At 40.4% G+C, this 23,377-nt stretch carries 24 protein-coding genes; 3 read left to right on the top strand and 21 right to left on the bottom strand.

Annotation, left to right across the window (positions count from 1 at the left end):
- Positions 1-16: 16 nt before the first annotated feature.
- From OKW21_RS11305 to OKW21_RS11270, 8 genes are all read right to left on the bottom strand, one after another.
- Positions 17-1,207 (bottom strand): RagB/SusD family nutrient uptake outer membrane protein, encoded by a 1,191-nt coding sequence (locus OKW21_RS11305; protein ID WP_277479525.1) that lies wholly within the window; start codon positions 1,205-1,207, stop codon positions 17-19.
- Complete coding sequence (locus OKW21_RS11300) at positions 1,155-1,496, bottom strand: hypothetical protein (protein WP_277479523.1); 342 nt, start codon at positions 1,494-1,496, stop codon at positions 1,155-1,157. The genes OKW21_RS11305 and OKW21_RS11300 overlap by 53 nt, the downstream gene beginning before the upstream one ends.
- Before the next feature lie 78 nt (positions 1,497-1,574).
- Positions 1,575-5,078, bottom strand: a complete 3,504-nt coding sequence (locus tag OKW21_RS11295; protein ID WP_277479522.1) for a SusC/RagA family TonB-linked outer membrane protein — start codon at positions 5,076-5,078, stop codon at positions 1,575-1,577.
- A 72-nt stretch (positions 5,079-5,150) separates the two neighbouring features.
- The gene (locus OKW21_RS11290) at positions 5,151-6,179 is read right to left on the bottom strand and encodes a FecR family protein (RefSeq protein ID WP_277479521.1); all 1,029 of its coding nucleotides are present in this window, start codon (positions 6,177-6,179) and stop codon (positions 5,151-5,153) included.
- 144 nt (positions 6,180-6,323) lie between these two features.
- Complete coding sequence (locus OKW21_RS11285; protein ID WP_277479520.1) at positions 6,324-6,941, bottom strand: RNA polymerase sigma factor; 618 nt, start codon at positions 6,939-6,941, stop codon at positions 6,324-6,326.
- Between the two features lie 733 nt (positions 6,942-7,674).
- Complete coding sequence (locus tag OKW21_RS11280; RefSeq protein ID WP_277479519.1) at positions 7,675-8,472, bottom strand: SDR family NAD(P)-dependent oxidoreductase; 798 nt, start codon at positions 8,470-8,472, stop codon at positions 7,675-7,677.
- Positions 8,469-9,314 carry a DUF4437 domain-containing protein gene (locus tag OKW21_RS11275; protein ID WP_277479518.1) on the bottom strand — a complete coding sequence of 282 codons (846 nt, stop codon included), beginning with the start codon at positions 9,312-9,314 and terminating at the stop codon, positions 8,469-8,471. The genes OKW21_RS11280 and OKW21_RS11275 overlap by 4 nt, the downstream gene beginning before the upstream one ends.
- A 1-nt stretch (position 9,315) precedes the next feature.
- The gene (locus OKW21_RS11270; RefSeq protein ID WP_277479517.1) at positions 9,316-10,311 is read right to left on the bottom strand and encodes a zinc-dependent alcohol dehydrogenase family protein; all 996 of its coding nucleotides are present in this window, start codon (positions 10,309-10,311) and stop codon (positions 9,316-9,318) included.
- Positions 10,312-10,408: 97 nt separating this feature from the next.
- On the opposite strand from OKW21_RS11270, the gene OKW21_RS11265 reads away from it, so the two are divergent.
- Positions 10,409-10,765, top strand: coding sequence for a winged helix-turn-helix transcriptional regulator (locus OKW21_RS11265; protein ID WP_277479516.1), 357 nt, complete (start codon positions 10,409-10,411; stop codon positions 10,763-10,765).
- Between the two features lie 55 nt (positions 10,766-10,820).
- Here the strand turns inward: OKW21_RS11265 and OKW21_RS11260 are convergent, their stop codons facing one another.
- The 10 genes from OKW21_RS11260 to OKW21_RS11215 form a co-directional block, all read right to left on the bottom strand.
- Entirely contained in the window at positions 10,821-11,297 is a 477-nt protein-coding gene (locus OKW21_RS11260) for an integrase core domain-containing protein (protein WP_277479515.1), read from the bottom strand.
- 53 nt (positions 11,298-11,350) lie between these two features.
- On the bottom strand, positions 11,351-12,013 hold the full coding sequence (locus OKW21_RS11255; RefSeq protein WP_277479514.1) for a helix-turn-helix domain-containing protein: 663 nt from the start codon (positions 12,011-12,013) through the stop codon (positions 11,351-11,353).
- 232 nt (positions 12,014-12,245) lie between these two features.
- Positions 12,246-12,599, bottom strand: coding sequence for a DUF5615 family PIN-like protein (locus tag OKW21_RS11250; protein WP_277479513.1), 354 nt, complete (start codon positions 12,597-12,599; stop codon positions 12,246-12,248).
- Positions 12,596-12,832, bottom strand: coding sequence for a DUF433 domain-containing protein (locus tag OKW21_RS11245; protein WP_277479512.1), 237 nt, complete (start codon positions 12,830-12,832; stop codon positions 12,596-12,598). Before OKW21_RS11245 ends, OKW21_RS11250 begins: the two co-directional genes overlap by 4 nt.
- Positions 12,833-13,462: 630 nt before the next feature.
- Positions 13,463-14,044 carry a DinB family protein gene (locus OKW21_RS11240; protein ID WP_277479511.1) on the bottom strand — a complete coding sequence of 194 codons (582 nt, stop codon included), beginning with the start codon at positions 14,042-14,044 and terminating at the stop codon, positions 13,463-13,465.
- A 243-nt stretch (positions 14,045-14,287) separates the two neighbouring features.
- Complete coding sequence (locus tag OKW21_RS11235) at positions 14,288-14,824, bottom strand: Crp/Fnr family transcriptional regulator (protein ID WP_277479510.1); 537 nt, start codon at positions 14,822-14,824, stop codon at positions 14,288-14,290.
- A 17-nt stretch (positions 14,825-14,841) separates the two neighbouring features.
- Complete coding sequence (gene argH, locus OKW21_RS11230; protein WP_277479509.1) at positions 14,842-16,176, bottom strand: argininosuccinate lyase; 1,335 nt, start codon at positions 16,174-16,176, stop codon at positions 14,842-14,844.
- 12 nt (positions 16,177-16,188) lie between these two features.
- Positions 16,189-17,274 carry a M20 family metallo-hydrolase gene (locus OKW21_RS11225; protein ID WP_277479508.1) on the bottom strand — a complete coding sequence of 362 codons (1,086 nt, stop codon included), beginning with the start codon at positions 17,272-17,274 and terminating at the stop codon, positions 16,189-16,191.
- A complete protein-coding gene (argB, locus tag OKW21_RS11220; RefSeq protein ID WP_277479507.1) occupies positions 17,262-18,047 on the bottom strand; it encodes an acetylglutamate kinase in 786 nt (261 codons plus the stop codon). Before argB ends, OKW21_RS11225 begins: the two co-directional genes overlap by 13 nt.
- A 10-nt stretch (positions 18,048-18,057) precedes the next feature.
- Complete coding sequence (locus OKW21_RS11215; RefSeq protein ID WP_277479506.1) at positions 18,058-19,002, bottom strand: N-acetylornithine carbamoyltransferase; 945 nt, start codon at positions 19,000-19,002, stop codon at positions 18,058-18,060.
- Between the two features lie 534 nt (positions 19,003-19,536).
- Between OKW21_RS11215 and OKW21_RS11210 the strand changes: the two genes are divergently transcribed.
- On the top strand, positions 19,537-20,691 hold the full coding sequence (locus OKW21_RS11210; protein WP_277479505.1) for an aminotransferase class V-fold PLP-dependent enzyme: 1,155 nt from the start codon (positions 19,537-19,539) through the stop codon (positions 20,689-20,691).
- A 120-nt stretch (positions 20,692-20,811) separates the two neighbouring features.
- Complete coding sequence (locus OKW21_RS11205; RefSeq protein ID WP_277479504.1) at positions 20,812-21,108, top strand: glutaredoxin family protein; 297 nt, start codon at positions 20,812-20,814, stop codon at positions 21,106-21,108.
- Positions 21,109-21,118: 10 nt separating this feature from the next.
- Here OKW21_RS11205 and OKW21_RS11200 read toward each other — a convergent pair whose 3' ends face one another.
- From OKW21_RS11200 to OKW21_RS11190, 3 genes are all read right to left on the bottom strand, one after another.
- Positions 21,119-21,646: a DinB family protein gene (locus tag OKW21_RS11200; RefSeq protein WP_277479503.1), complete on the bottom strand. Its 528-nt coding sequence runs from the start codon at positions 21,644-21,646 to the stop codon at positions 21,119-21,121.
- Between the two features lie 34 nt (positions 21,647-21,680).
- On the bottom strand, positions 21,681-22,238 hold the full coding sequence (locus tag OKW21_RS11195) for a DUF1697 domain-containing protein (RefSeq protein ID WP_277479502.1): 558 nt from the start codon (positions 22,236-22,238) through the stop codon (positions 21,681-21,683).
- A 242-nt stretch (positions 22,239-22,480) separates the two neighbouring features.
- A complete protein-coding gene (locus OKW21_RS11190) occupies positions 22,481-23,203 on the bottom strand; it encodes a 3-keto-disaccharide hydrolase (RefSeq protein ID WP_277479501.1) in 723 nt (240 codons plus the stop codon).
- Positions 23,204-23,377 lie beyond the last annotated feature (174 nt).

Below are 23,377 nucleotides of genomic sequence, written 5' to 3'. Positions count from 1 at the left end.
TCTTTGTTTACCATGATCAGTATCCCGGATTTTGCTCAAGCTTGTTGATTAGAACTTGTTCAGCTGGAATAGGAGCCAGAAGTTTATGGGGATCTATCTCATAGGCATTATTATAAAGAAAAGGTTTTCTTTCATTTTCACGAATACCATGTGCTGACATCACTTCAACGGCTTTCTCGGTTCTTTTCAGATCATACCAGCGCTGGTTTTCAAAGCAAAACTCTACCTGTCTTTCCCTGGCGATAAGATTTTCCAGTGCGGAAGCACTGTAATCTTCTAATGGATCAGTGAGGCCTGCTCTGGCCCTTACCTGTTCTACATAGGGTATGGCCTCGCCGGTACGTCCTAACGCATTCAATACTTCAGCGTACATCAGCAACACATCTGAATAACGTATTACCGGAAAATTATCCCCTGAACGGTCATCTGGGGCGGCTAAAGGGGCTTTATATTTCCCGCAGTAGGGCAAATCCCGGACTTCTCCGTCCCAGTCCTCTCCATTCCAAAATTTAATAGAAACATCTTTTCTCAAATCCCCAGGCTCAAAAGCATTGATTAAATCTTCTGTGGGCTGGTTCCATCCTGCTGATATCATATTAACATTCGGGCGATTGGTAATTTCACCACCCGAACTCCAGGGGGCAAACATGAAGATAAAACGATTGCTGAGCTCACGATTATTTTCTGAGTACTGAATGGCAAAAATTGTTTCTTCATAATCTTTATTGGACGGATCAAAGAGGTCAGCATAATCAGGCAGGAGATGATACTTACCTGATTGAATCACCAGGTTCAATGCAGCTTCTGCTTCATCGTACCGATGCAGAGTTAAATAAACTTTGCCCAACAGGGCGTTTGCTGCCTGTTCGTTGGCTCTTCCGTTTTCTTCTACATCCTTAGCCATAGAAAAGCTGATTGAGGCTTCTTTCAGGTCGTTGATAATACTTTCATAAATTTCTGTTTCGCTTGACCGTTTGATATTGACGGCTTCTTGAGAGGTAATGGGCTGAAGTACCAGTGGCACTCCTCCAAACTGCCTTACCAAGTTAAAATAATACAATGCCCTCAGAAATAAAGCCTCTCCTTTAGAACGATGTTTATAGGACTCTTTTGACCAGCTTATTCCGGGTCTGTCAATCTCATTCAGCAGTTTGTTAGTGCGGGTAATACCATTGTGATGATAAGTCCCAGAACTCAGAATACCCACGGTTATCTGATGTGATGATGAACTGGTCAATTACACCTCTTACCGCTTCTCCTGTACGAATGTTGTACTGGAAGCTCGTATTGTCTGATATGAGTTCTGCCATTACCCAATGGATATTCTTTTCGTATTCTCTCATAGGCACATAACAACCGTTAGCCAAAAGTATAATTTCTTCTTCCGATTGATAAAAATTACCTTCATTCAGGGTGGACTCCGGATAGATTGTTAGAAAATCTTCTGAGCAAGCAGTTATCAGAAATAGGAAGAGTATATATATTAATTTTTTCATGATAGTCTTATGTTTTGTATTAGAAGCTTTCTGTTAAGCATCAAAAAAGGCTGCATAAGCAGCATCCGCCCTCAAATATTAAAATGAAAGATTGATTCCTACAGAGGTAGTTCTAGCTAAAGGATAAGAAGTCATATCAAAGCCAGGAGCTAAAGTATTGTCTCTATTTACCGCTTGAGCTTCTGGGTTAGCTCCCTTATAATTTGTAAACATGGCTAAATTCTGAACGGTAAAATAAATCCGTGAATTTTTGATAAAACCAGTATTCTCCATCAGGTTTTGAGGAAAAGTGTAGCCAAATGTCAGGTTAGCTACTCTTAGGTAAGAGGCATCTTCTACCCATAGAGTAGAAACCCTGTGCCCCCAGCTTGGTCTTACCTGAGGAATGCCGGAATGTATGCCATCCCCCGGCTGTTCCCTACTTCTCCAACGATTTTCCCAGTCACGATCTACATTAAAAAATCCTTGTAAGTTATCCGTAGTCTGACGTAAGCCATTCATCACCTGACCTCCATATTGACCATTGACAATCACGCTCAAATCAAAATTTTTATAATTGAAATTGTTGGTAAATCCGAAAATAAAGTCAGGATGAGGATTACCGATTATCGTATAATCTAATACATCATTGATTACCCCATCTCCATTTACATCTTTATATTTTACATTGCCCTCGTAAACTTGGGGTGAATTGATGACTTCAGGATCTTCTAAATATTCAGCCGTGTAGATTCCTTCTAATACAAATCCAAAAAACTGACCAATTGGTTTGCCTACTACTGAGATATGCGTAGGATTTCCATCATTATTTCCCGCTAAAATGCGAACAGAATTATCATTTAAAGAAAGTACTTCGTTTCTGTTAAACGCCAGATTCAAATTTACATTCCAATTAAAATCTCCCACCACCGGTGAGCCTCCCAGGGCAATTTCAACCCCCGAATTACGCACACTTCCTTGGTTGATAGTTTGTGAATTAAAGCCTGTAATCGCAGGAATCACATCATCTAACAGCATATTATTACTCTTTCTATTGTAGTAATCTACTGCCAAAGAGACACGGTTATTGAATAACCCCAGGTCTATACCTGCATCAATTTGATGCGATTCTTCCCAGGTAAGGAAGGGATTGGATAAACCTACGCTTGCTGCTGTCACCTGAGTATTACCAAAAATGTATGAGCCGGCATTGATAGAAGCCAGATGGGCATAATTCCCAATATTATTATTCCCACTCTTTCCATAGCTTAGCCTTACTTTCATATCACTAAGCAGATCATTTTCCTTAAAAAAGGACTCCTCTGAAACTCTCCAGGCTGCAGCTACCGAGGGAAAGAACGCATATCTTTTTTCAACCCCAAAACGTGATGATCCATCAGATCGGAAAGTAGCAGTTAACAGATAACGATCCTTAAATGCATAATTTATTCTTCCCAAATAAGATATCATGCTCCATTCATTGACATTTTCTCCCCAAGAATCTATGGCTTGTGCAGCATTTATTGTTTCAATTAAATCATTAGGATAAGGACTTGCATTGAGGTTAATGCCATTTGATGTAAACTTCTGACTTGTATATCCCACTAATGAATTGATTCTATGATCACCAAAGGTCTTATCATAGTTAAGCGTATTTTCAATTAACCAATTGAAGCTATTTCCTCTGCTATTGCTAGAACTTCCTGTTCCTGCTGTCGGAGGTCTGTTAGGAGAGCCGACAGTACTGGGGAAATACCCAAAATATTTTGAGGCTTCTAAAATAGTGTTGATAGAGGATTTTACGCTTAAGTTGGGCAGAATTTCCCATTCAGCATAAGCTATTCCCAGGTTCTGAAAAGTCTTTTGAGACTGCGTAGTCTCTCTCAGAATAAACAAAGGATTAGCAAAACTCCAAGCTGAATGGAAATTACTCTGAGGAGCGACGATATATGGTTTCAACACACCATTTTCATCGTAAGGAGTAGATATGGGGTTGGCCCATAAACTTACGCCCAGGACATCATTTCTATTCTGATTGGTGCTTGCACGATTTTGTTCTATATAAGAAGGTTGAATGGAGGCTCCAATCCTGAAGGTTTCACTAATATTGGATTCTATCCCCAGCTTGCCGCTAAACCTTTCCAATCCAGTGTATTTGAGTGCGCCATCCTGCTTAAAATATCCTACACTCAAATTAATTCTTGAATCTTTAGTGCCTTTTAATAAACTGAAATTATGGTCCTGAACGGGAGCAGCCTGTAAGACCAGGTCATACCAATCCGTTCCTTTACCGCTCAGTCTCTCCAGGTCTCTGTATTCTTCAGGGTAGTCAGCAAGCGTAGGCTCTCTGTTTTCTGTCTGTCTTACAGCAATATCTATTCGGTCTCTTTGAAACTGTGCAAACTCCCTCTGATTCAAAAGCTCAGGTCTACCCTTCTGAGGAACCTGCTGTATTCCGTACATAGAAGAAAAGTTTACTTGAGTCTGTTCATACTCCCCTTTTTTAGTAGTGATCATGATCACACCATTCGCACCACGTGAGCCATAGATGGCAGTTGATGAGGCATCTTTCAACACAGTGATAGATTCTATATTATTGGGATCAATAAAAGTTAACGGATTCAGGGTTTGGTTCATGCCCGAAGAATAAGGCATACCATCCACTACATATAAGGGTTCATTACCCGCACCGAGAGAGCCACTACCACGGATTTTTACCGAAGTTCCAGCTCCTGGAGCCCCTGATACTTGCTGGATCTGAACCCCGGCTACCTGCCCCACCATTTTTTGATCAATGGTAGATACAGGCACATTTTTTATTGAATTCTGATCTACGGTTGCTACAGATCCCGTTACATCTTGTGAACGTTGCGTACCATAACCTACGACGACGATTTCCTCTAAGCTCTGAACATCCTCTTCCAGGGCGATGTTGATGACAGATCTTTTATTTATAGGTATTTCCTGAGATAAATATCCAATGGAGGAAAATATCAAAGTATTTACATCATCTTCTACACTTAAACGATAGCTGCCATCTATATCGGTTACTGTACCGGTAGTAGTACCTTTAGCAAGTACATTGACGCCAGGAAGAGGATCACCGCTCTGCCCGTCAGTCACTGTTCCACTAATATTTTGTTGTACATAGCGAATTTGATACATACTAGTTCCCATTCTCTCAATGACTCTAATATTGCCCGGAGAGTGTCCAGATGGGTCACCAGCCTTCTCAGGGATTTGCTGAATCGGCTTGATAATAGGATAAATGAGAAAAGAATTACTGGAATATTTCTCGTAGTTGAGCTCAAGAGGTATCAGTAAGCTCTTCAAAATCTCTTCTATATTATTGCTTTTTTCGTATTTATCCAGTAGTTCCTGCTCCACTATCTTTTTATTGATCAACTGCGGGTCATAATCAAATATGATAGCATATTTACCCTCTAGTTTGTCAAGTACTTCCAGAAGAGTTTTCTTATTATCTTGCAGAGGTGGCATCAATGTATCATCATATACACCCGCAAGATGCTGCGCCTTTGATTGCACTACTAAAATGTATAGTAGCACCGAGAGCAGACTTAGGTTGCGTATTAGGTTTTTCATATCATTCTTATTTAAAGTCGATTGAGTAAGCTGTAGTCCTCTAACCTTCCGGGCGCCATTCAGGGTAAAGGACTACTTATCTATTATTATTTGTCTATCATTTTCCGTGATGTTGAGTTGATACAGTTTTTCCATTTTATCTAATAATACTTTGACAGTATCACGAGGGTAAGAGCCAGAGAACCTACGTTCCAGAATAGCTTTGTCTGATACCCTGATCGTATAACCATAGGTGTCTTCTATCCTTTTAAATATTTTAGACAGAGGTTCATCATTAAAAATAACCAGTTCATCTTTCCATGATATTTTGGTGCTGGCGTCTACCTGACTAAGTTGCAACACCTTATTATTATAACTGAGCATTTCTCCAGGCTTCAACATAATTTCTTCCTGCTTTTCCCGCATATCTTTCACCCGTACTATCCCCTCATTGAGTACCACCTGGGTGTTTTCAGCTCTGTGATTCACACTAAACTCAGTCCCTATAACCTCTACATCCAAAGGATCTGCATGTACAGTAAATTTGATATAAGAATTTGCTGATGATTGAGTAGCTGAGCCTGAAAGCTTTTTTTCCACTTTGAAGAAGGCTTCCCCCTCTAACCATACTTCTCTGTCAATACCTTCTTCCCAATCCGCTTCATACCTTAAAGAAGAATTGGCATTTAGAACAACCCAGGAACTGTCAGGCAACTTAACCTCTTGCATTTCTCCGTAAGTAGTAGTCACTGAAATGTAGGAGGAAGAGGATAACCAAAGATAAAGTATAGCTGTACTTAACAAACCTATAGTAATACTGGCTGCCACTTTCCAAACTGGGGACTTTGCGTGGGAAGTAAACGTATACTGCTTAGCCTCTTTTTCTTGGATTCCTTCGCTGATGGCAGACCAAACTTTTTCTTCTGCCTGTCTATGGCGCTCAACTTTTGGCTGTATCCCCAGCAAAAGCTCTTTTGCCTCTTCTACAATAGCCCGATGCTCAGCGTGGGAGTCTATCCAGCTTTGCCAGCCTTGGGCTTCTTCGGACTCCGGTGAAAGCACCCACTTTCTAAAAGCTGGATCATTGAGTAATTGGTCAACTGTTTTTATGTGATCTTCCATCGTATTTTGTTCTCACCTTTAAGACAAGGGATGATGGATTTTTTACCAGCCGGTTGTAGAAAAAAATTAAAGATTACATTTTATCAAAAAAGATTAGATAAACAGTAGATAAATAATATTCTCTGGCAGGAATATATGCGAAATTTATAAAAAATAGAGAAGCAGAAAACCAATAGGAAACATATGAAACGCAAATGAATCTTTTTGTAAATGCTTGCGCAGCATATTCACTGCCTGTTGTGCTGTATTATAGACTGTACGAATTTTAAGTGAAAGGACATCAGCGACTTCAGCAGCACTAAGATCATTGAAGTACAACAGATAAATTACCTCCCGTTGCTGATCAGAGAGCTTATTTATAGCCTGCTGTAAAATTTCTCGCTGCTGGGCATATTGTGATTCATCACTGATCTGATAACTGAAATTTATGACTTGGTCTAAAGGTAAAAAGTTATTGTTCTTCGTTTTGCTGAGCTGGTTAAATAGCTGATTACGAAAAGCCCGAAATAAATAAGCCAGGGGGGCAGATACCTGAGGTAAGCGTTCTCTCTTATGCCAAAGTTTAATAAATAACTCCTGAATTACTTCTTCAACAATTTCTTCCGAAGTCATTTTACAGCCATAGCGATATAGCTTTTGAAAAGTGTAGTGATAAACTTTCCCAAATGATTCTTTATCCCCGGCAAGCATTTGTTCCCATAACCAGGCTATGTTAGTTGAACCTACCGGAGTGTAAAGATTTTCATCAGGAAACTCAATCATATTTAATTTTTACAAAAAATATACTAACATCCAAGCATATTTTTATCTTATTTGTAACCGGACAACAAAACTTTTCTTGTCTGCTAATCAGAGAGCTTATGCATATGTAAATTAATACCTGACGTTTTCATATTCTTTATGAGTTTACTTCAAGATCACATTTGTGGGCTCAGTTGCTTTTAAGATTTCGTTACTTCCATCACCTGGCTTAATCTTTTTTTATCGATCTAGTTTAATTTTCGCTGGTGTGTTAAAAATTACCTTTTGGTTATTTATAGAATGTACTTGGCAGTTTTTCTATCCATTTCTGGGTATGATAATATAGATTGAATCAAATAATCCATAAAACCTCTGTATCTGGTTTTCAATCCAGGCAGTTAGAAATAATTGTATTACAGGCTTAGTATGCAGATTGGTAGGCTTGTAAAATTCAGTTTGCCTAAACTTCTTTTGGCAAGGGTGAGTACTTTAAATGTACTGAACGTCAACTCATAGGTAATATAACTATTGAATATTCTACCTGCTATGTGTAGCTCGGGAACTCACTTAGCATACAGGCGTTTCGCTCTGAAATCTTATGCGTGAACTATCTTGATGTAGTGACTTTATATTATTTTACAGCGGTCCGAGATTCAGTAAAGGCACAGCTACTGAAACACTCTACGTTTCTAATGGAAATATTATACCCAGGGTTTACTTTTCTTTGTTTGCTATTTTTTGAAAACACACTCATTTACAAACCAAGAATTTTATCGGTTTCAGCAATCAGCCGTGCAATCATGTTTTGGTTATACGCATCCTTGTGTGCTTCAGAAAAATCTCCAGTATCATTATCAAAATATTTTCCGCTACTTTTAGAATATTGGTCAGAAATAGCTAAGTCATATAAAATCTCAGCCCCTTTATCCGCTGAGGACCAGAACTGCCCATACGCTTCCTGCACCATTTTCGTATTCAACAATGAACCTGGATTTACAGCAATTACATTTAAGAAATCTAATGTTTGTGCGAGGTGAAAACTCCACATGGTTAGAGCCAGCTTGCTTTGTGCGTATGTTTCTTGTGCTGATAGTGTTTCATCGCCCTTCAATGCTGCTAATGAAACACTCGATTGTGCTGCTGAGCTTACATTAATTACCCTCGGCGAACTGCTCTTTTTAAGTATTGGTATTAATTCGTGGGTCAACAGGTAAGGAGCAAAAAAATTGACAGCAAACCGTAAATCTAATCCCTTTTGAATCGGATGAACACTACTTTTGAAAACCCCGGCATTGTTGATTAAGACATCAATTTTTGAAATTTGATCAATCAATGCAGTGGTCACTTTTTTGATGCTTCCGAAATCTGATAAATCAGATACAAACCCACTTATGCTTTCATTATCTGAAAGCGCTTTTATCTCAGCCACTGTTTTTTGAAGCTTTTCGCTATTTCTTCCATGTAACAGAAGGTGCTGTCCATCCTTTGCTAATTGAATAGCAGTTAGTTTGCCAATGCCATCTGTACTTCCTGTTATGAATATAGTTTTCATGACTGCTCGACTTTAATACGTCCGTTAGTACTTATGTACATGATAATCTCACTAATAGCGTTATTAGTAATTGTATGTATGGCTTGGCCTGTTGAAGTAAAATAACTTCCGGCATTTAATGTTTTTATTTCTTCTGTTTGTGGTAATTCGTAGTCGATTACTCCTTTTATAATAACCGAACGCATCACATCGCCATCGCTTTTAATGGTCCCGTTAAATCCAACAGGCAGTTTCAGAAAAAGCCCTTTTGATTCATTAATTTGCCAAAGGATGCTAATGTGCGCATTACTATTTTGGTCTACCCAATCAGTTATTTCACTGTCTAACCATACTATGTTCAAAGCATCGATATTTACCGGGCGTTCTCCATTGTCAAATGCTTGATCTGTTGGCCTAACTAAATAGGGTCCATTGTCAATTTCCACCAATGCAATGTTTTCCTCTCCTTTGGCGGAAGTGATGTGTGATTCTCCTTTCGGTTGTGTCCAGAATGATCCGGTTCCCATCCACATATTTTCTGCTTTCGGGTCGTCATTGTGAACTAAACCTTTGATGACCACCGCTCGGTAGGTTACGTTGTGAATATGCGGCGGCGATGAAAATCCATCTGCAAATCTGGCCAAAAAACCTGTAGCTTCCGTTCCATTTCTGTCGCCCCAAAGTGTACCTGCCAGTGGACTTTGGTCTCCTCTGGCAGGATTTAATTTCTCCCAGGCGATTTCTGAGCTTAATACTACTTTATTGGTTGGATTTGTAGCGCATTCTGAACTTTGGTCTCCTTTAAAAGAAGTCACTATTAGAAAAGTACAAACCAGTGCGAAATATGTGATTCTTGAATGCATATTACGCTTTGTGGTTTACAACAACTACTTTACCCATAGCCTGCCCACTTTCCAGGCGTGCATGTGCTTTTCCAGCTTCTTCAAGTGAAAACAAGTGCTCGTCCAGAATAGGTTTTAAGCCACCTTCTTCTACTATTTCTGCTAACTTTTTGAGTATTTCACCGTGTTCTTCGCGTTTATAATCATGCAACATTGGAATTAGCATGAACACTACGTGCAACGAAAGCCCCTTAAAATGAGCTATTGTGAGGTCTAATTCACATAAAGAAACTGTAGTAGCGATATGGCCATTAAGAGTAGCGGCATTAAACGAATTAATTAGGTTTTCTGCTCCCACGGAATCATATACAATATCAAAGCCACTACCATTGGTATGTTTTTCAACATAGGCTTCCACAGCTTCTGTTTTGTAATTGATTGCAGTGGCACCTAGTTGTTCGATAAGATTCGTTTGATTTTCGCCATTACCAGTAGCGTAAACATCTGCTCCAAAGTGTTTTGCTAATTGTAGGGCTATGTGACCAACACCACCTGAACCACCATGCACCAAAACTTTTTGTCCTGATGTGATACCAGCACGCATTAATCCCTCATAAGCAGTAATACCAACTAATGGTATAGCCGCAGCTTCCCGCATTGAAATATTTTTTGGTTTTTTGGCGATAAGCCTACGATCAGCGGCAACATATTCTGCCAGAGTACCCGGTAAATCTGCTAGACCACCTACACATCCATACACATCATCACCAGGAAAAAAATCAGTAACATCATCTGCAATAGACTCAATGGTTCCGGCAAAGTCCATTCCTAAAATGGCTGGTGTGTCTGGTGAAAAGGGTAGATCTTCTCCCATTTTTCTAATCATGGTATCCACTGTATTTACACTTGATGCTGCTATCTTAATGAGTAGCTCTCCAGATTTTAAGGATGGAGTTACTGTTTTTTGTTTTTCAAATACAGAATCTTCTCCGTATTTATTAATCATCATTGCTTCCATATTAATGGTGTTTTAACTTACTATAAAAATTATAGTTGCAAAACTAAGTATAGTGATTTACCTTTGCAATAACGGTCAAAAATGATAGTATATATTTATGGATACGACTACTCCCAAAAAATTAAAATTCAGAGATAAAGAATATCCTTGTTGTGCAAGCTTAACAATGGGTATCATTGGAGGAAAATGGAAAACAGTAATCCTTTATCATTTGATGAGTAAAAAACAGAGGTATAGCGAATTAAGAAAATCAATGCCTACGGTCACAGAAAGAACATTGAGTTTACAACTTAAAGCTTTAGAAGAAGATGGTTTGATAAAAAGAAAGGTTTACACATCTAAACCACCCTTGAAAGTCGAATATTTCTTAACAGATTTTGGTAAAACCTTAATTCCGTTGATACAATCTATTGCGGATTGGGGTGATTATGTGGTAGAGAAATACTCCAAATAAAGATTTTCCAGCTGTTCGTTAAGATACATCCTTTACACAAGTTATAGATTAAGGTTTACACTAGATTCGTTTCAAGCCTTACTGATTGTTCTTTAGTTCTTAATTCATTTTCATTAAAGTATCCTAAAAATACATTTCTGTAAAACACACGCCAAATTCCGTTGCCCATCTCCAAAGCTCCGATGTATTTTCCTTGCAATGATGCGGATACATACACCCAGTTGTAAGAGCCCCATCGTACAGAGCCGTTCCTGCTTACTTTCAAGACTTTCAGTTCTGAGTCGTAATCAAAGTTGGAGATTCTTTCCGGAAAAGGACGCGTAGAAAATTCATGCACGGAAGCAGGCGTTTGCATCTCCAAAGCTTCGTGGGGTCTTACATGATTATACTCCTTTACAAAACAATTTAAACGTCTTTGTTGTACTCTTAAATCATAAGCTGAAGGTTTGGCGCAAGCAGCTTTCAAATCACGATGCATGCGCTCATGCCGTCCGTTTTGTTCAGGGTGCGAAGGATCAGAATACACCGGCATAATACCCAAGTCAATGAACCAATAAGATAGCCTGGTAAATCGTTGTATTGCTTTTACAGACCCAAACAGACTACCATTATCGGTATGGATTTGTTTGGGGATACCATACTTTCTGAAAACCTTTGTGAACTCAGCCTTTGCTGAAGCCAGGTTTTCTTTATAGTGTCATAGTGTCCTTTTGCTGTAAATACAAATCTACTTTTTGAGTCAGCTATGGTTAGTGGATGACAATAGATTTTATTGCCCATCAGGAACTTTCCTTTGTAATCCGCGCTCCACACTTCATTGCAGTGCTTTGGATCAAAAATGGGGCGAATGGGTTTGACTCTTCGCAAACGTTTTTGAGGACTTACTAAACCGTGTTTTTTCAGGATATTGTGTACGGTCAAAATACTTGGGACCATTTCATCTGAAAAATCGTTATACAACAGTTTGTGGATCTTTTTTACTCCCCACAACTTGTGTCTTTCTTTCAGTTTAAGAATGTCTTCCACCACCTTTTGATCGGTCGCATTCGGATGCATTCCACGAGGTTTTCTTGAAAGTTCTCTGAGCCCTTCATATCCTTCGTTTTCAAATCGGGCTATGATTTTATAGGCAGTAGGCCTAGATATTTCAAAGCTTCTGCAAAGTTCCGCGAGCGTATATTGTCCGATACGCCATTCACAGATAAACTCAATTTTTTGTTCCATTATCGTTGTTTCTTTCCAAGGCATGGCAATCTGAATTTGAGTTCAAATTGCGACTTAAAAAGTGTAAACGATGTTTCTATAACTCTGTAAAGGATGTTTGTATATCGTACCTTTTGATATACAACGCCTAGCATATGACTTGTGGCGATTTTCGAAGCCCTTCCCTTTCCATCCGTGACAAACTTAGCTAAGTGCCGAAAACCTTGCGGGTAGCCGTTCACCCGCCATAAGCTATATGCAATGTTGTGCTCTCGTCTTATTTATGTTCGGTTATACCTTCGTTACTTAGTTCTACGAAACTACTTCTATTCAAAGCATTCTTAATGATTAAAGTGTTGTTTCTGAATAGGTTAAATAACTGTCTATTTTTCAGATTTCCAGTTGTGATTAGGAATAACTTCTTCGGCTTCCCTAGAGTCATATGTGAGTGGTAAAAGTCAAAATCTTTGGTTACAACAATAAGGTTTTCACGATCAGCAAATTTAGTAATTTCCATGTCGGGGGTTTCATCCCCTTTTGGGAGTTCATCGACATGGATGGATTCTAATCCAAGCTGGTTCAGTACTTCACAAAGCTTTGCTGGAAGTTGAGCATCCACAATCAGCTTCATACTGAAATTTTAGTATAGCTCGAATACTTCGTTACTTTCGTTGCGTAGGCTAAACATGCTAAAATATCTTCCTCTTCCAGATTAGGGTAATCTTCCAATATTTCAGCATGAGTTGATCCGGCGGACAAAAGGTCGAGAATTAAATCTACTGTGTACCGCTTATTCCTAATGGTGGGTTTCCCGTGACAAATTTCGGGGTTAACGGTGATTCTATTTATTAGTGGATTTTCCATATCTTAAAGTTACGAAATTTTAAATTGATCTGTTTCTCTCGATGGAGCACAACAACGAGATAGCACACATTGCGGCTATTTACTATATACAGCCTTCAATATAAGCTTAATTCCTCTATTTTTCTCCTTTATCACCCTTGCTCTAAACTGCTGATGGAAGCTTTGCTGATTGATTAATACCAAATTCCATTCCTGTCAACTGCATTATTTCTCCTTAATGCGCTTTACTTACATCTGATGAGCGATTTTGACGCAAATTATCATCAAAATACAATTTATTTTTTCCTCAAGCTGTGAAAGTAATGCCATCTGTGGTTTGTTTATACAACAGCCTATAGATAAGTGCCTATCAATGGTCCGTAAGAGGGTTCAGACAACAGATATGCATTCATCTGCTATTTATTTCACACTTTATGTAACGGGTAAGTACTCATCTGCAAGTTATTTAGCTGTACATGTAATGTATAAGTGCTTATCTGTCATTGGGACGATGCTACAAAGCTTGTTTTTATCTCTTGCGCCCATGATGTAATAAAGTCTACTCAATAATGGGCCAGCTTAGATAAGCTACTAAGGGTGACTTTAAGCGCAAAAAAAGTACTGTGAGACACAGGACCTGGCGGAAAGCTTCTACTTGATGAATACGGCAGTCTTTTCAACTTTCCTATAAGCCTGCAGCACCTTTTCCGTCTGCACCATATGTCGACGATTATGGTAAATTACCACTCTAAAGGTATCCCCCAGCTTTAATCTTATCCATTTAGAAATGCTGATGCCGGTTTTGGTACGACTCAGGCTTACCTGCCTGCTTTGCTCCAGCAGTGCTAAGGTTTGTTTTTGCTGTTCAATGAAGCGATCCAGTACGGCCTTGTCCAACATACTGTCCAAAGGGTTTTTGTCTTTGAAAGTCTTCATCTTATTCAGCTTTTCCCGGGGCAGCATCGTCTTCGCAAAGTAATTACCCAGCAGTCCACTTTTAAAAAACTCCTCCGCCGGATACTTGCTGCTGTTGATCTGTCTGTCAATTTCTGGCAGATAGTAATCTCCGTAAAGATTCAGGTGCTCTATACACTCCAACACATTCCACTGCTCGGCTGATGCTTTCCACCGCAATGTCTTAAGAGGCATCTTTTTCAGTGTTTCCGCTTCATTCAGATGTTGATGGGTCCACTCCATAAGATCGATGCGCAACTGTTCTGATTTCATTTTCATGGGCTAATTTTTTTTAATTATACAACAGTACACTGCCTGCTAGTGGGCTGTGCGACCGGCAGTCGCCACTGCGGGCCACGGTGGCACGGGGGGGCCCGCACTAGCCCACGGCGTGTTTGCCCTGGTTTGTGTCCGGCCTGGAGGGTCTCCACAAACCGGAAATGTACAGTAGTATAGTTTTTTGTTCAAACCTTATTGTATGACAAAGGTCAGCATCTCAAACGGCAAAAACATTGATTGAAATCAAGACTTTTTGAGGCGCGACAAAGTTTCGGGTGACATTCGCAAATATGACGCGATGTATTTATGGGCGACTTCCTGAAAGAGCTGAGGACTTCTTTTTAAAACTCGTTGATATCTTTCCAACGGGCTGGCAGTGAGAATGTCCCTTTCTCTTTCCATCTGCTGATACACCATCTGCTCAAGCATCTTATGCCAAAGCTGAAGGTTGTCTGGAGAACTGTTTAGCATATCCATAAAGGCAGCCTTACCAATCACCAGCAGTTCAGTACTTTTTAATGCCTGTATGTAGAGTTCAGAAGGTTGTTCGGTAATGAATGAATCCAGCGCAGCGATCAGGTTTCCTCGGTAACCAAAACGAATGGTATGCTCCTCCAAGGCATCAATGACAAAGATCCTCAGACTGCCACGCTGCACATAATACAGTTTAGTATCTATACTCCCCTGTTTGTGTAAAAATTCATTGCGCTTTAAGCATAGTTTTTTTTCCCATAAATGGGCAGCGGAGATTTTATCAAAAATTAGCTGTATAGGGTTCATTCATCTGATAGCATGGGTCAATCCTTCAACAGATAATCTAAGGCTATATGCACTTGATCAAACTTAAATGCGGATTGCACCTCTTTCATCTTATTTGTGATCTTATCATTGCAAAGATTGCCCAGGCTGCCCTCATGGGTGTGCTTCAGTTCCTTCATCGGCTGATAGGTACCATCGGCAATCTGTGCGCCTACCTTTTTGTACGCATCACGAAAGGGTACACCATTCAGCACTTCCTGATTGACTGCCTCTACTGAAAACAGATAGGTATATTTTTCATCATCCATAATCTGCGTATTAACCTGCACATGATTGAGCATATATTCACTGATGCTCAGGCAGTCTTTGAGGTCTTCAAAAGCAGGCAGGAAGCTTTCTTTCACCAGCTGCAAGTCACGATGGTAACCGGAAGTAAGGTTGGTAATGATAAGGGAAATCTCATTGGGCAATGCCTGCAGCTTGTTAGACTTCGCACGGATCAGCTCAAAAACATCGGGGTTCTTCTTATGCGGCATGATAGATGAACCGGTGGTGAGGTGATCAGGTAAAGTGACAAAACCAAAATTCTGACTCATGTACTGGCATACGTCAGCCGACAATTTTCCGAGTGTAGCCGCAATAGAAGCAAGCGCAAAGCTGACAGTTTTTTCTACCTTACCCCTACCCATCTGCGCATAAACCACATTATAGCTCATACATTCAAAACCCAGCAACTGGGTGGTCATACTGCGGTCAAGCGGAAATGAACTCCCATAGCCCGCAGCCGAGCCCAGTGGATTCTGGTTAGAGACTTTGTAGGCGGCCTGTAATACGGTAAGGTCATCTACCAGACTTTCTGCATAGGCTCCAAACCATAAGCCAAAAGAAGAAGGCATGGCCACCTGCGTATGGGTATAACCAGGTAGCAATACTTCCTTATGCTTTTCTGAAAGCTTGATGAGGGTATTGAACAACCGTTCAGTCAGATGAACCAGAGTCTCTATTTCCTGACGAATATATAATCTCAAATCAAGTAGCACCTGATCATTGCGGGAGCGACCACTATGCACTTTTTTGCCTACGTCACCCAGTTTGCGAGTCAGCATGAGTTCCACCTGAGAATGTACATCTTCTATCCCCTCTTCAATCACAAACTCACCCTTTTCTACTTCTGCATAAATATCTTTCAGGCCTTGTAGCAGTTGCTGAAGTTCTACTTCATCCAGCAGGCCAATTTTGTGCAGCATACGGCTGTGAGCCATGGAGCCCAGAATGTCAAAAGGAGCCAGCCATACATCCAGCTCACGATCTTTGCCGATGGTAAATGTTTCTATACGTTTGTCTATGGAGAAACCTTTGTCCCAGATTTTCACGGTCTACTTAGTTTAAATTGTTAGTCCTTCTAAAAGTGCCAAATAAATACGTATGCCCTCTCTGACCTCATCCGTCAGGATATATTCATCAGCGGTATGAGAGCGTTCTGATAAACCCGGTCCTATTTTGAGACTCGGAAACCCGCTCATCAATGCCTGATCGGATAATGTGGGAGAGCCATAGGCAGTTAGTCCTAACTGTTTGCCTCTCATCACCACGGGGTGCTCCATTGAAATGCCAGAAGCATTAAGCCGGAAAGAACGAGGCGTCAGTACGGAATGTACTTCCTTTTGTAAAATTTCATGTACCTGCTGATTGGTATATTGCTCATGTGTCCGCACATCTACTACAAAGGTACAAGAATCAGGGACTACGTTATGCTGCGTGCCTGCCTGAATTTGCGTTACTGAAATATGGATCTCGCCCAATGTTTCTGATTTAAGAGGGAAACGAAAATCTTTGAGTGTTTGAATATCTTTCAGAGCGATGTAGATGGCATTAATACCCTCATTCCGGGCGGCATGCCCGGACTTCCCCTGGGCTTCACCGTCAATCACCATCAAGCCTTTTTCGGCCACAGCCATCTGCATACCCGTAGGTTCGCCAACGATGGCCAGGTCAATATTCCCCAGCTCAGGCAGCAAGGCAGCAATTCCATATTTCCCGGAAATCTCCTCTTCCGCACTGGCGGCAAAGATCAGATTATATGAGCGATCTGGCAGCTCATTCAGTGCCAGAAAACTGTGGAGTAGACAGACCAGTGCACCTCCGGCATCATTGCTACCCAACCCATAGAGCTTTCCGCTTTCAATGTCAGCAGCAAAGGGGTTTCGGCGATAGGTGGAAGCCGGTTTTACCGTATCGTGATGAGAATTCAGTAAAATAGTGGGTTTTTGAACATCAAAATTGCTGGATCTTACCCACACATTGTTCATCAAACGATTTACTTTCAGTCCCTGCTGTTCCAGGTAATGTGCAAGTATATTGGCGGTATTATCTTCCTCTCTGCTTAAGGAAGGCGTAGTGATCAGCTTTTGCAGCAGTACGATCGCCCGGTCAGTGAGAAAGTCAATTGCTGAGGTATTTACTTCAGGCATAAAGTTGTTCCTTCAAACATATCACCTCCCACATGTTGTAAACCTTCGTAATGCATAATGCAAACTTTTTCAACCCCAGCATCTATCGTCTTAAAAGCATTTTCCAGCTTAGGAATCATTCCTTCCACCACTATTCCGTCCGCTTTAAGTTGGGTAAATTCATCTGCAGTTATTCTTTCAATCAGACTCGTATCATCCTCAGGATCAGCCATTACCCCTTTCTTCTCAAAGCAGTAATATAGCTCAACGGTCTTATGCTTCGCTAAGCCACGTGCGATACTGCCCGCGATATTATCTGCATTCGTGTTCAGTATCTGTCCTTCACCATCGTGGGTGAGCGGCGCCATCACCGGCACAATGCCCTGCTCTAAAAGCCCTATAATTCCGGATGCATTCACTTCATCAATATCTCCAACCAAGCCGTAGTCTACTGGATCAGGAGCACGTTTGTGGGCTTTCATGGCATTCATATCAGCGCCGGTAAGGCCCAGAGCATTGCAGTTTTCAGCCTGAAGCAAAGCGGTGATTTTTTTGTTTAACCCACCGTAGACCATAAGTACTATTTCCAGCATAGCTTCGTCCGTAACCCGACGCCCTTCTACCATTTTGGTTTCTATGCCCATTTTTTCGGCCAGCGTAGTGGCTGATCTCCCCCCGCCATGCACCAGAATTTTGGGTTGCGGTAGGCCGGCAAAGTCTTTCAGGAAGCTTCTGAGCAGTTCGGGCTGCTCAATGACTCTTCCTCCTATTTTGAATATTTTGATATTTTCCACAGTTACATTTTTAGGATTGCAAAATACTTTTAATCACCGCTTGGGCAGCTACCACCCGGTTAGCAGCCTGCTGAACGACAATAGATTGTTCGCTGTCTATCACTTCATCGGCCACAATTACATTACGACGAACCGGCAGACAGTGCATAAATTTGGCATTATTGGTAAGCTTCATTTTGTCGGCAGTTACCATCCATTGATCTCCTTTTTCCAGTATCTCACCGTAGCTTTGGTACGATGACCAGTTCTTGGTATAGATAAAATCCGCCCCTTCAAATGCTTTTTGCTGATCATATTCAACCTTTACGCCTTGCGTAAACTGCTCATCCAGTTCGTATCCCTGTGGATGGGTAAGGGTAATATCCTGACCGTAAGCGACCATCCATTCCAGAAATGAATTGGCTACTGCCTGCGGCAAAGCTTTGGGATGCGGCGCCCAGCTAAGGACGATTTTAGGTTGTTCAACTTTTTTATGCTCTTCAATGGTAATCAGATCGGTTAGTGACTGTAAGGGATGCCTTACCGGAGACTCCAGACTGATCACCGGAACACCTGCGTACTTTTGAAACTGTTTGATGACAAGTTCCGCATAATCTTCAGTTCTGTTCTGTAAATACGCAAAGGCACGGATGCCAATAATGTCGTAATACTGTCCGATTACGGCGGCAGCCTCTTTTACATGCTCGGGCTTGTCCATATTCATGACACTTCCATCCTGAAACTCCAGGTTCCATCCCCCCTGGTTCATATCAAAAACCACGGTGTCCAGGCCCAGGTTCATCGCTGCCCTTTGGGTACTCAGTCGGGTTCTGAGGCTGGGATTTAAAAAGATAAGGCACATAGCCTTATTGGTAGATAGGTTTTTATCCGAAAAGGGTGAAGTCTTTACCTGAGCGGCAGACTCAAGCAAGCTTTTAAGGTCAGGCACATCATTTACAGAAGTAAAATGCTTCATAGGAATAGGGTGTCTTATCTAACAGTCAAATCAAGAAAGAAATGGAAAATAAGTGCTTTTTTGGATAAAGATCAAAAACTCCTTCAATGTAAATTGTATTTTTCCCTAGCCAATTAGCTCCCTGCCCAATGCATGACCACATCTCTGCCCTGCTTACGATATTGCATTAGCCCACTTCCGACAGACAATTGCATCGCAGGTGCGCAATGAATTACATCCAAAAGAAACCTTCATGAACTTAAACAAATATATTTCGGATAGTTGAGCTATTGAGAAAAAAGTACCTGCTTTGTACTGAGAAACTATAAACAGATAAGGCTTAGCCCTACTCTCTATTTATTTTTGAAATTGCGAATCCTGGGTGTTAGATTTCCTTAACAACTCTTTTTACCTACTCCACTGACAATGATGTATTACCCACGACGTGCCTTTCTAAAAAAAGCGGGAAGCTTAAGTGCTTTTGCAGCTACACTACCATTTACCCATAGCCAGAATTTTAAAAGCTATATCGCTTCAATAAATCAACGGTCGCCTGTGCAAGTAGCTACAGATGAAAAATTTTGGGATGAAGTGCGGAAAGCATACAAAGTCTCTCCTGATTTTATCAACCTGGAAAATGGCTATTATAGTCTGGCCGCTGAGCCAGTCATCAGTGCTCAGGAAGCCCACATCAGGATGATCAATCAGATTCCTTCCTATTACATGCGAAAAAAGCAATGGGAGAATCATAAGCAAGTCAAAAAAGCCATGGCTGAGTTTGTGGGGGTTAGCCCGGAGGAAATCGTCATCTGCCGCAACACTACCGAAGCCTTAGATACGGTGATACTGGGACTGAAAATGAATGCAGGTGATGAGGCAATCATGACAAATCAGGATTACGGCAGTATGTTGGCTACTTTTAATCAAAGAGCGAGACGTGACGGGATTGTGAATAAAGTCATTTCACTTCCTCTCCATCCCATCAGTGATCAGGAGATTGTGGATGCCTATGAAAAAGCAGTTACTCCAAATACAAAAGTCATACTGGTGACGCACCTGATCAACATCACCGGGCAGGTACTGCCTGTTAGAAAGATTGCTGAAATGGCACACAGTAAAGGTATAGAGATCATTGCTGACTCTGCCCATGCCGTAGGACAGCTTGACTTCAAAATTCCTGAGCTTGACTGTGATTATCTGGGCAGCAGCCTGCACAAATGGGTAGGTGCTCCTTTAGGGTCGGGACTTTTGTACATCCGTAAAGACAGAATTGAAAAGGTATGGCCTCTTTTTGGTGATGATACTTATGCCGATGATGATATCCGAAAATTTGAACATATCGGCACCCACCCCTGCGCTACCGAACTGTCCATCATTGATGCGCTTGAGTTTCAAAAAACCATTGGAATCGCCAATAAGCAAGCCAGATTACGATACTTAAAAAATTACTGGCTTGAAAAGGTAAAAGATAACCATAACATCATCATCAATACTCCCTACGAAGCAAAACGTTCATCTGGTATTGCCAATGTGGGTGTTAAAGGCTTAGCTCCTGCCGAACTAGCTGACAAGCTTTTTGATAACTTTAATATTTTCACGGTAGCCATTAACACTGAGGCGGTGAAAGGTTGCAGAATTACACCGCATTTATATACCAGTAAAGATGAATTGGAACAGTTAATCTCGGCACTTAATACATTGAGCGCTTAAGAATTCCTCAAGAAAAAAACTTTTAATCAAGGCAATGCCAAAATTGCTTAGTATTTTTGCCGCATGAAATGGATTAGAATAATTACTTTGATAATAATCACTTTCTCCCTGCAGCAATGCATGGTTGATAGTAATAAAGAAAGTGAAACAGCTGAAGCAAGCCAGGATACACAAAAATCAATTTTGGTTTACGGAAGTGATGAATGTAGCCACTGTGTAAACTTCAAGAAGAAACTTGATTCTGCCGGATATACCTATACATTTTATGATGTAGATAAAGACCAAAGCTATGCGGATCAAATGTTACTCAAGCTACAGCAGGTAGGCTTCCGTGGAAATATCAGCTTACCCGTAGTTGTATTGGAGGATGACATTAAAGTAGGAGCCTCTTTTGATGAAATAGAAAGCCTTTTGTAAGAGATCGCTTCTAACCTTTTAACAAGGGGTAGTAACGTTCTTTCAAAATATTCATGTGGTGAATGCCATGCCCAACAATGGCAAAGCCCAGGGCGGCAACTGTAATCCTCTTGCCAAAACACACGCCTTCACGCTTTAGCATCTCATCGTTAAAGCTTTGGAAAAGAAGTAATGTAGATTGACGAAGCACCGAGAACTCAACCAGAAGTTCTGCCAAACTTCGTTCGTTTGCAGTCGTGTGCGCAGCAAAAATATTCTGATCCATGCCTGCTAATTCAGTATGATCGTTTCTGGCAAAACGTAAGGCACGATAAGTAAAGACCCTTTCGGTATCTATCATATGTTGCAATATGTCATTGACCGTCCATTTTCCCGGAGCATACGTTATAGCTCCTAATAAAGTAAATTTCTCCTTTTCAACATTAAGATAATCTGCACCATACGCTTTCAAAGCAGATTGAAGGTCATATTTATCTTCAACCTGATTGATGTAGGTATCGTAAAATTCCGGAATATAGGGGAGTTCTGTTTTTAGCATTGTAATGGAATTTGATGAGCAAAATTCTTAGCAGCTATGCGCTGAGCATGTTTTGTATTCTCAACATGGTTTTCCAGTTTCTGGTGGTGGCAAATTGCGTCAGTTTCTTCTCAAAAAAGTCATTGGACAATTTGGTCCTGCCGTATCCATCCAAGCAATGCAGATATACTGTGTCTTTCATAAGATAAAACTCATCATGAGAAAAAGTGATAGCATTTAGTAATTCTGCCCTCTCTGATTCTGGTACTTCTGTGAGCAGTGTAACATAGCATTTAGAGAGTTCATTATTTTCACCTTTCAGATAGGGATTGTTAAGAAGAACCTCATTTACCTGCTTTTGGTTTCTCAGTAAAACTTTTACCTCAAACCCAAAATGGTCTAAAATTAAGGCTTCAAATTGCTTTCTTAGCACGTACAAATTCGACTCAGTTGATTTAAAAACCACATTCCCACTTTGGATATACGTCTCTATATCTTGCAGGCCTATTTTTGTAAGGCTGGATTTTAATTCCTGCATTTTGATTTTTCTATGTCCACCCACATTAATCCCTCTCAAAAAAGCTGCATAAGAAATGGTTTTTTCTTGGTCCATAAAATACGTTTGAAGTTTGGTTGATCATTTCCAATTAAATGCGCTGCTCGCTTATGCCACGCGTTTTCATTTATTTTTTTGTAATCAATAGCTGGATAGATACCTCAGGATACCGATTTAAGTTATCATTAACAAAATGCATATAACCACCTGTTTTTCAGATGATTATGCGCTGATAATTGAAGATTGAGGTTATTCTTTATCTTGAAGTAGAGCTCATCCTATTAAAAGCAAAAACTGTTTTACAATTCCTGAATAACAATATCTTTGTACCACACTTCCAGAGGCGGGCCTGAATGTACCTGCAAACCAATCACTCCTTTTTGAGGCATATTTTCATTTTCGGTATAGGCAGTGATCAATTGGTTATTGACCCAGATTTTGATATGGTTTCCTTCAGCCCTGACTCTTAATTCATTCCAATCTTCTTTTTTAAGTGCTTCAGAAATGTCATTATACTCTCCTAAGGCAAGTACTTTTGCTCTTCTTGACTCATCATACAGGCTTCCCCACAGTGGATATGGAGTATCATCTGCAAGAGAAGAAACTTTACCCTTGAATTCATCAAAGTTTTTCACCCAGGCTGCAGGGATAAATCCAATATCTGCCTGATAACCAGAAACTTCTGAGCTATTATGGATTCTTTTACTTCTGAATTGAACACCCCCATTATCGCCCTTTCCCACCAGTTTTGCTTTGAGCCTTAAGTCAAAGTCAGCATATTCTTTTGTGGTGCATAAAAATTCATTCTGGGGAATAAGCTTATCTAAGCTTCCTGCTACTATTGCCTCATTCTCTACCCTGAAAAAGTCCTGATTACCTTCCCAGCCCTGTAGAGATTCACCATCAAATAAAGGTGTAGTAATTTGACTCCGATTGCAGGATGAGAGTAAACAAACAAATAAAAGCAAGATAGAGAACCTAATCTGATCAGATATATCCGTTGATAAATTGTAATTGAACATCTTTTATAAATTAAATTAGCGTATAACTTAACTATTTGATCACTTCATAAAGGTTGAAGAAAAATTTTGAATACCCCATACAGATTAGTTTTTTCACTTTCCGTTTTGAATAGTGGCGCTGTTATTAAAAAATCCTAATGTGTGCAAGTCTATGGTATTTCGTATAAAACCTGT

Origin of the sequence: Catalinimonas alkaloidigena, assembly GCF_029504655.1 — a bacterium.
Lineage (GTDB): Bacteria > Bacteroidota > Bacteroidia > Cytophagales > Cyclobacteriaceae > Catalinimonas > Catalinimonas alkaloidigena.
The sequence above is the reverse complement of the archived record's forward strand: the minus strand, read 5'-3'. Positions and strand labels throughout refer to the sequence as shown.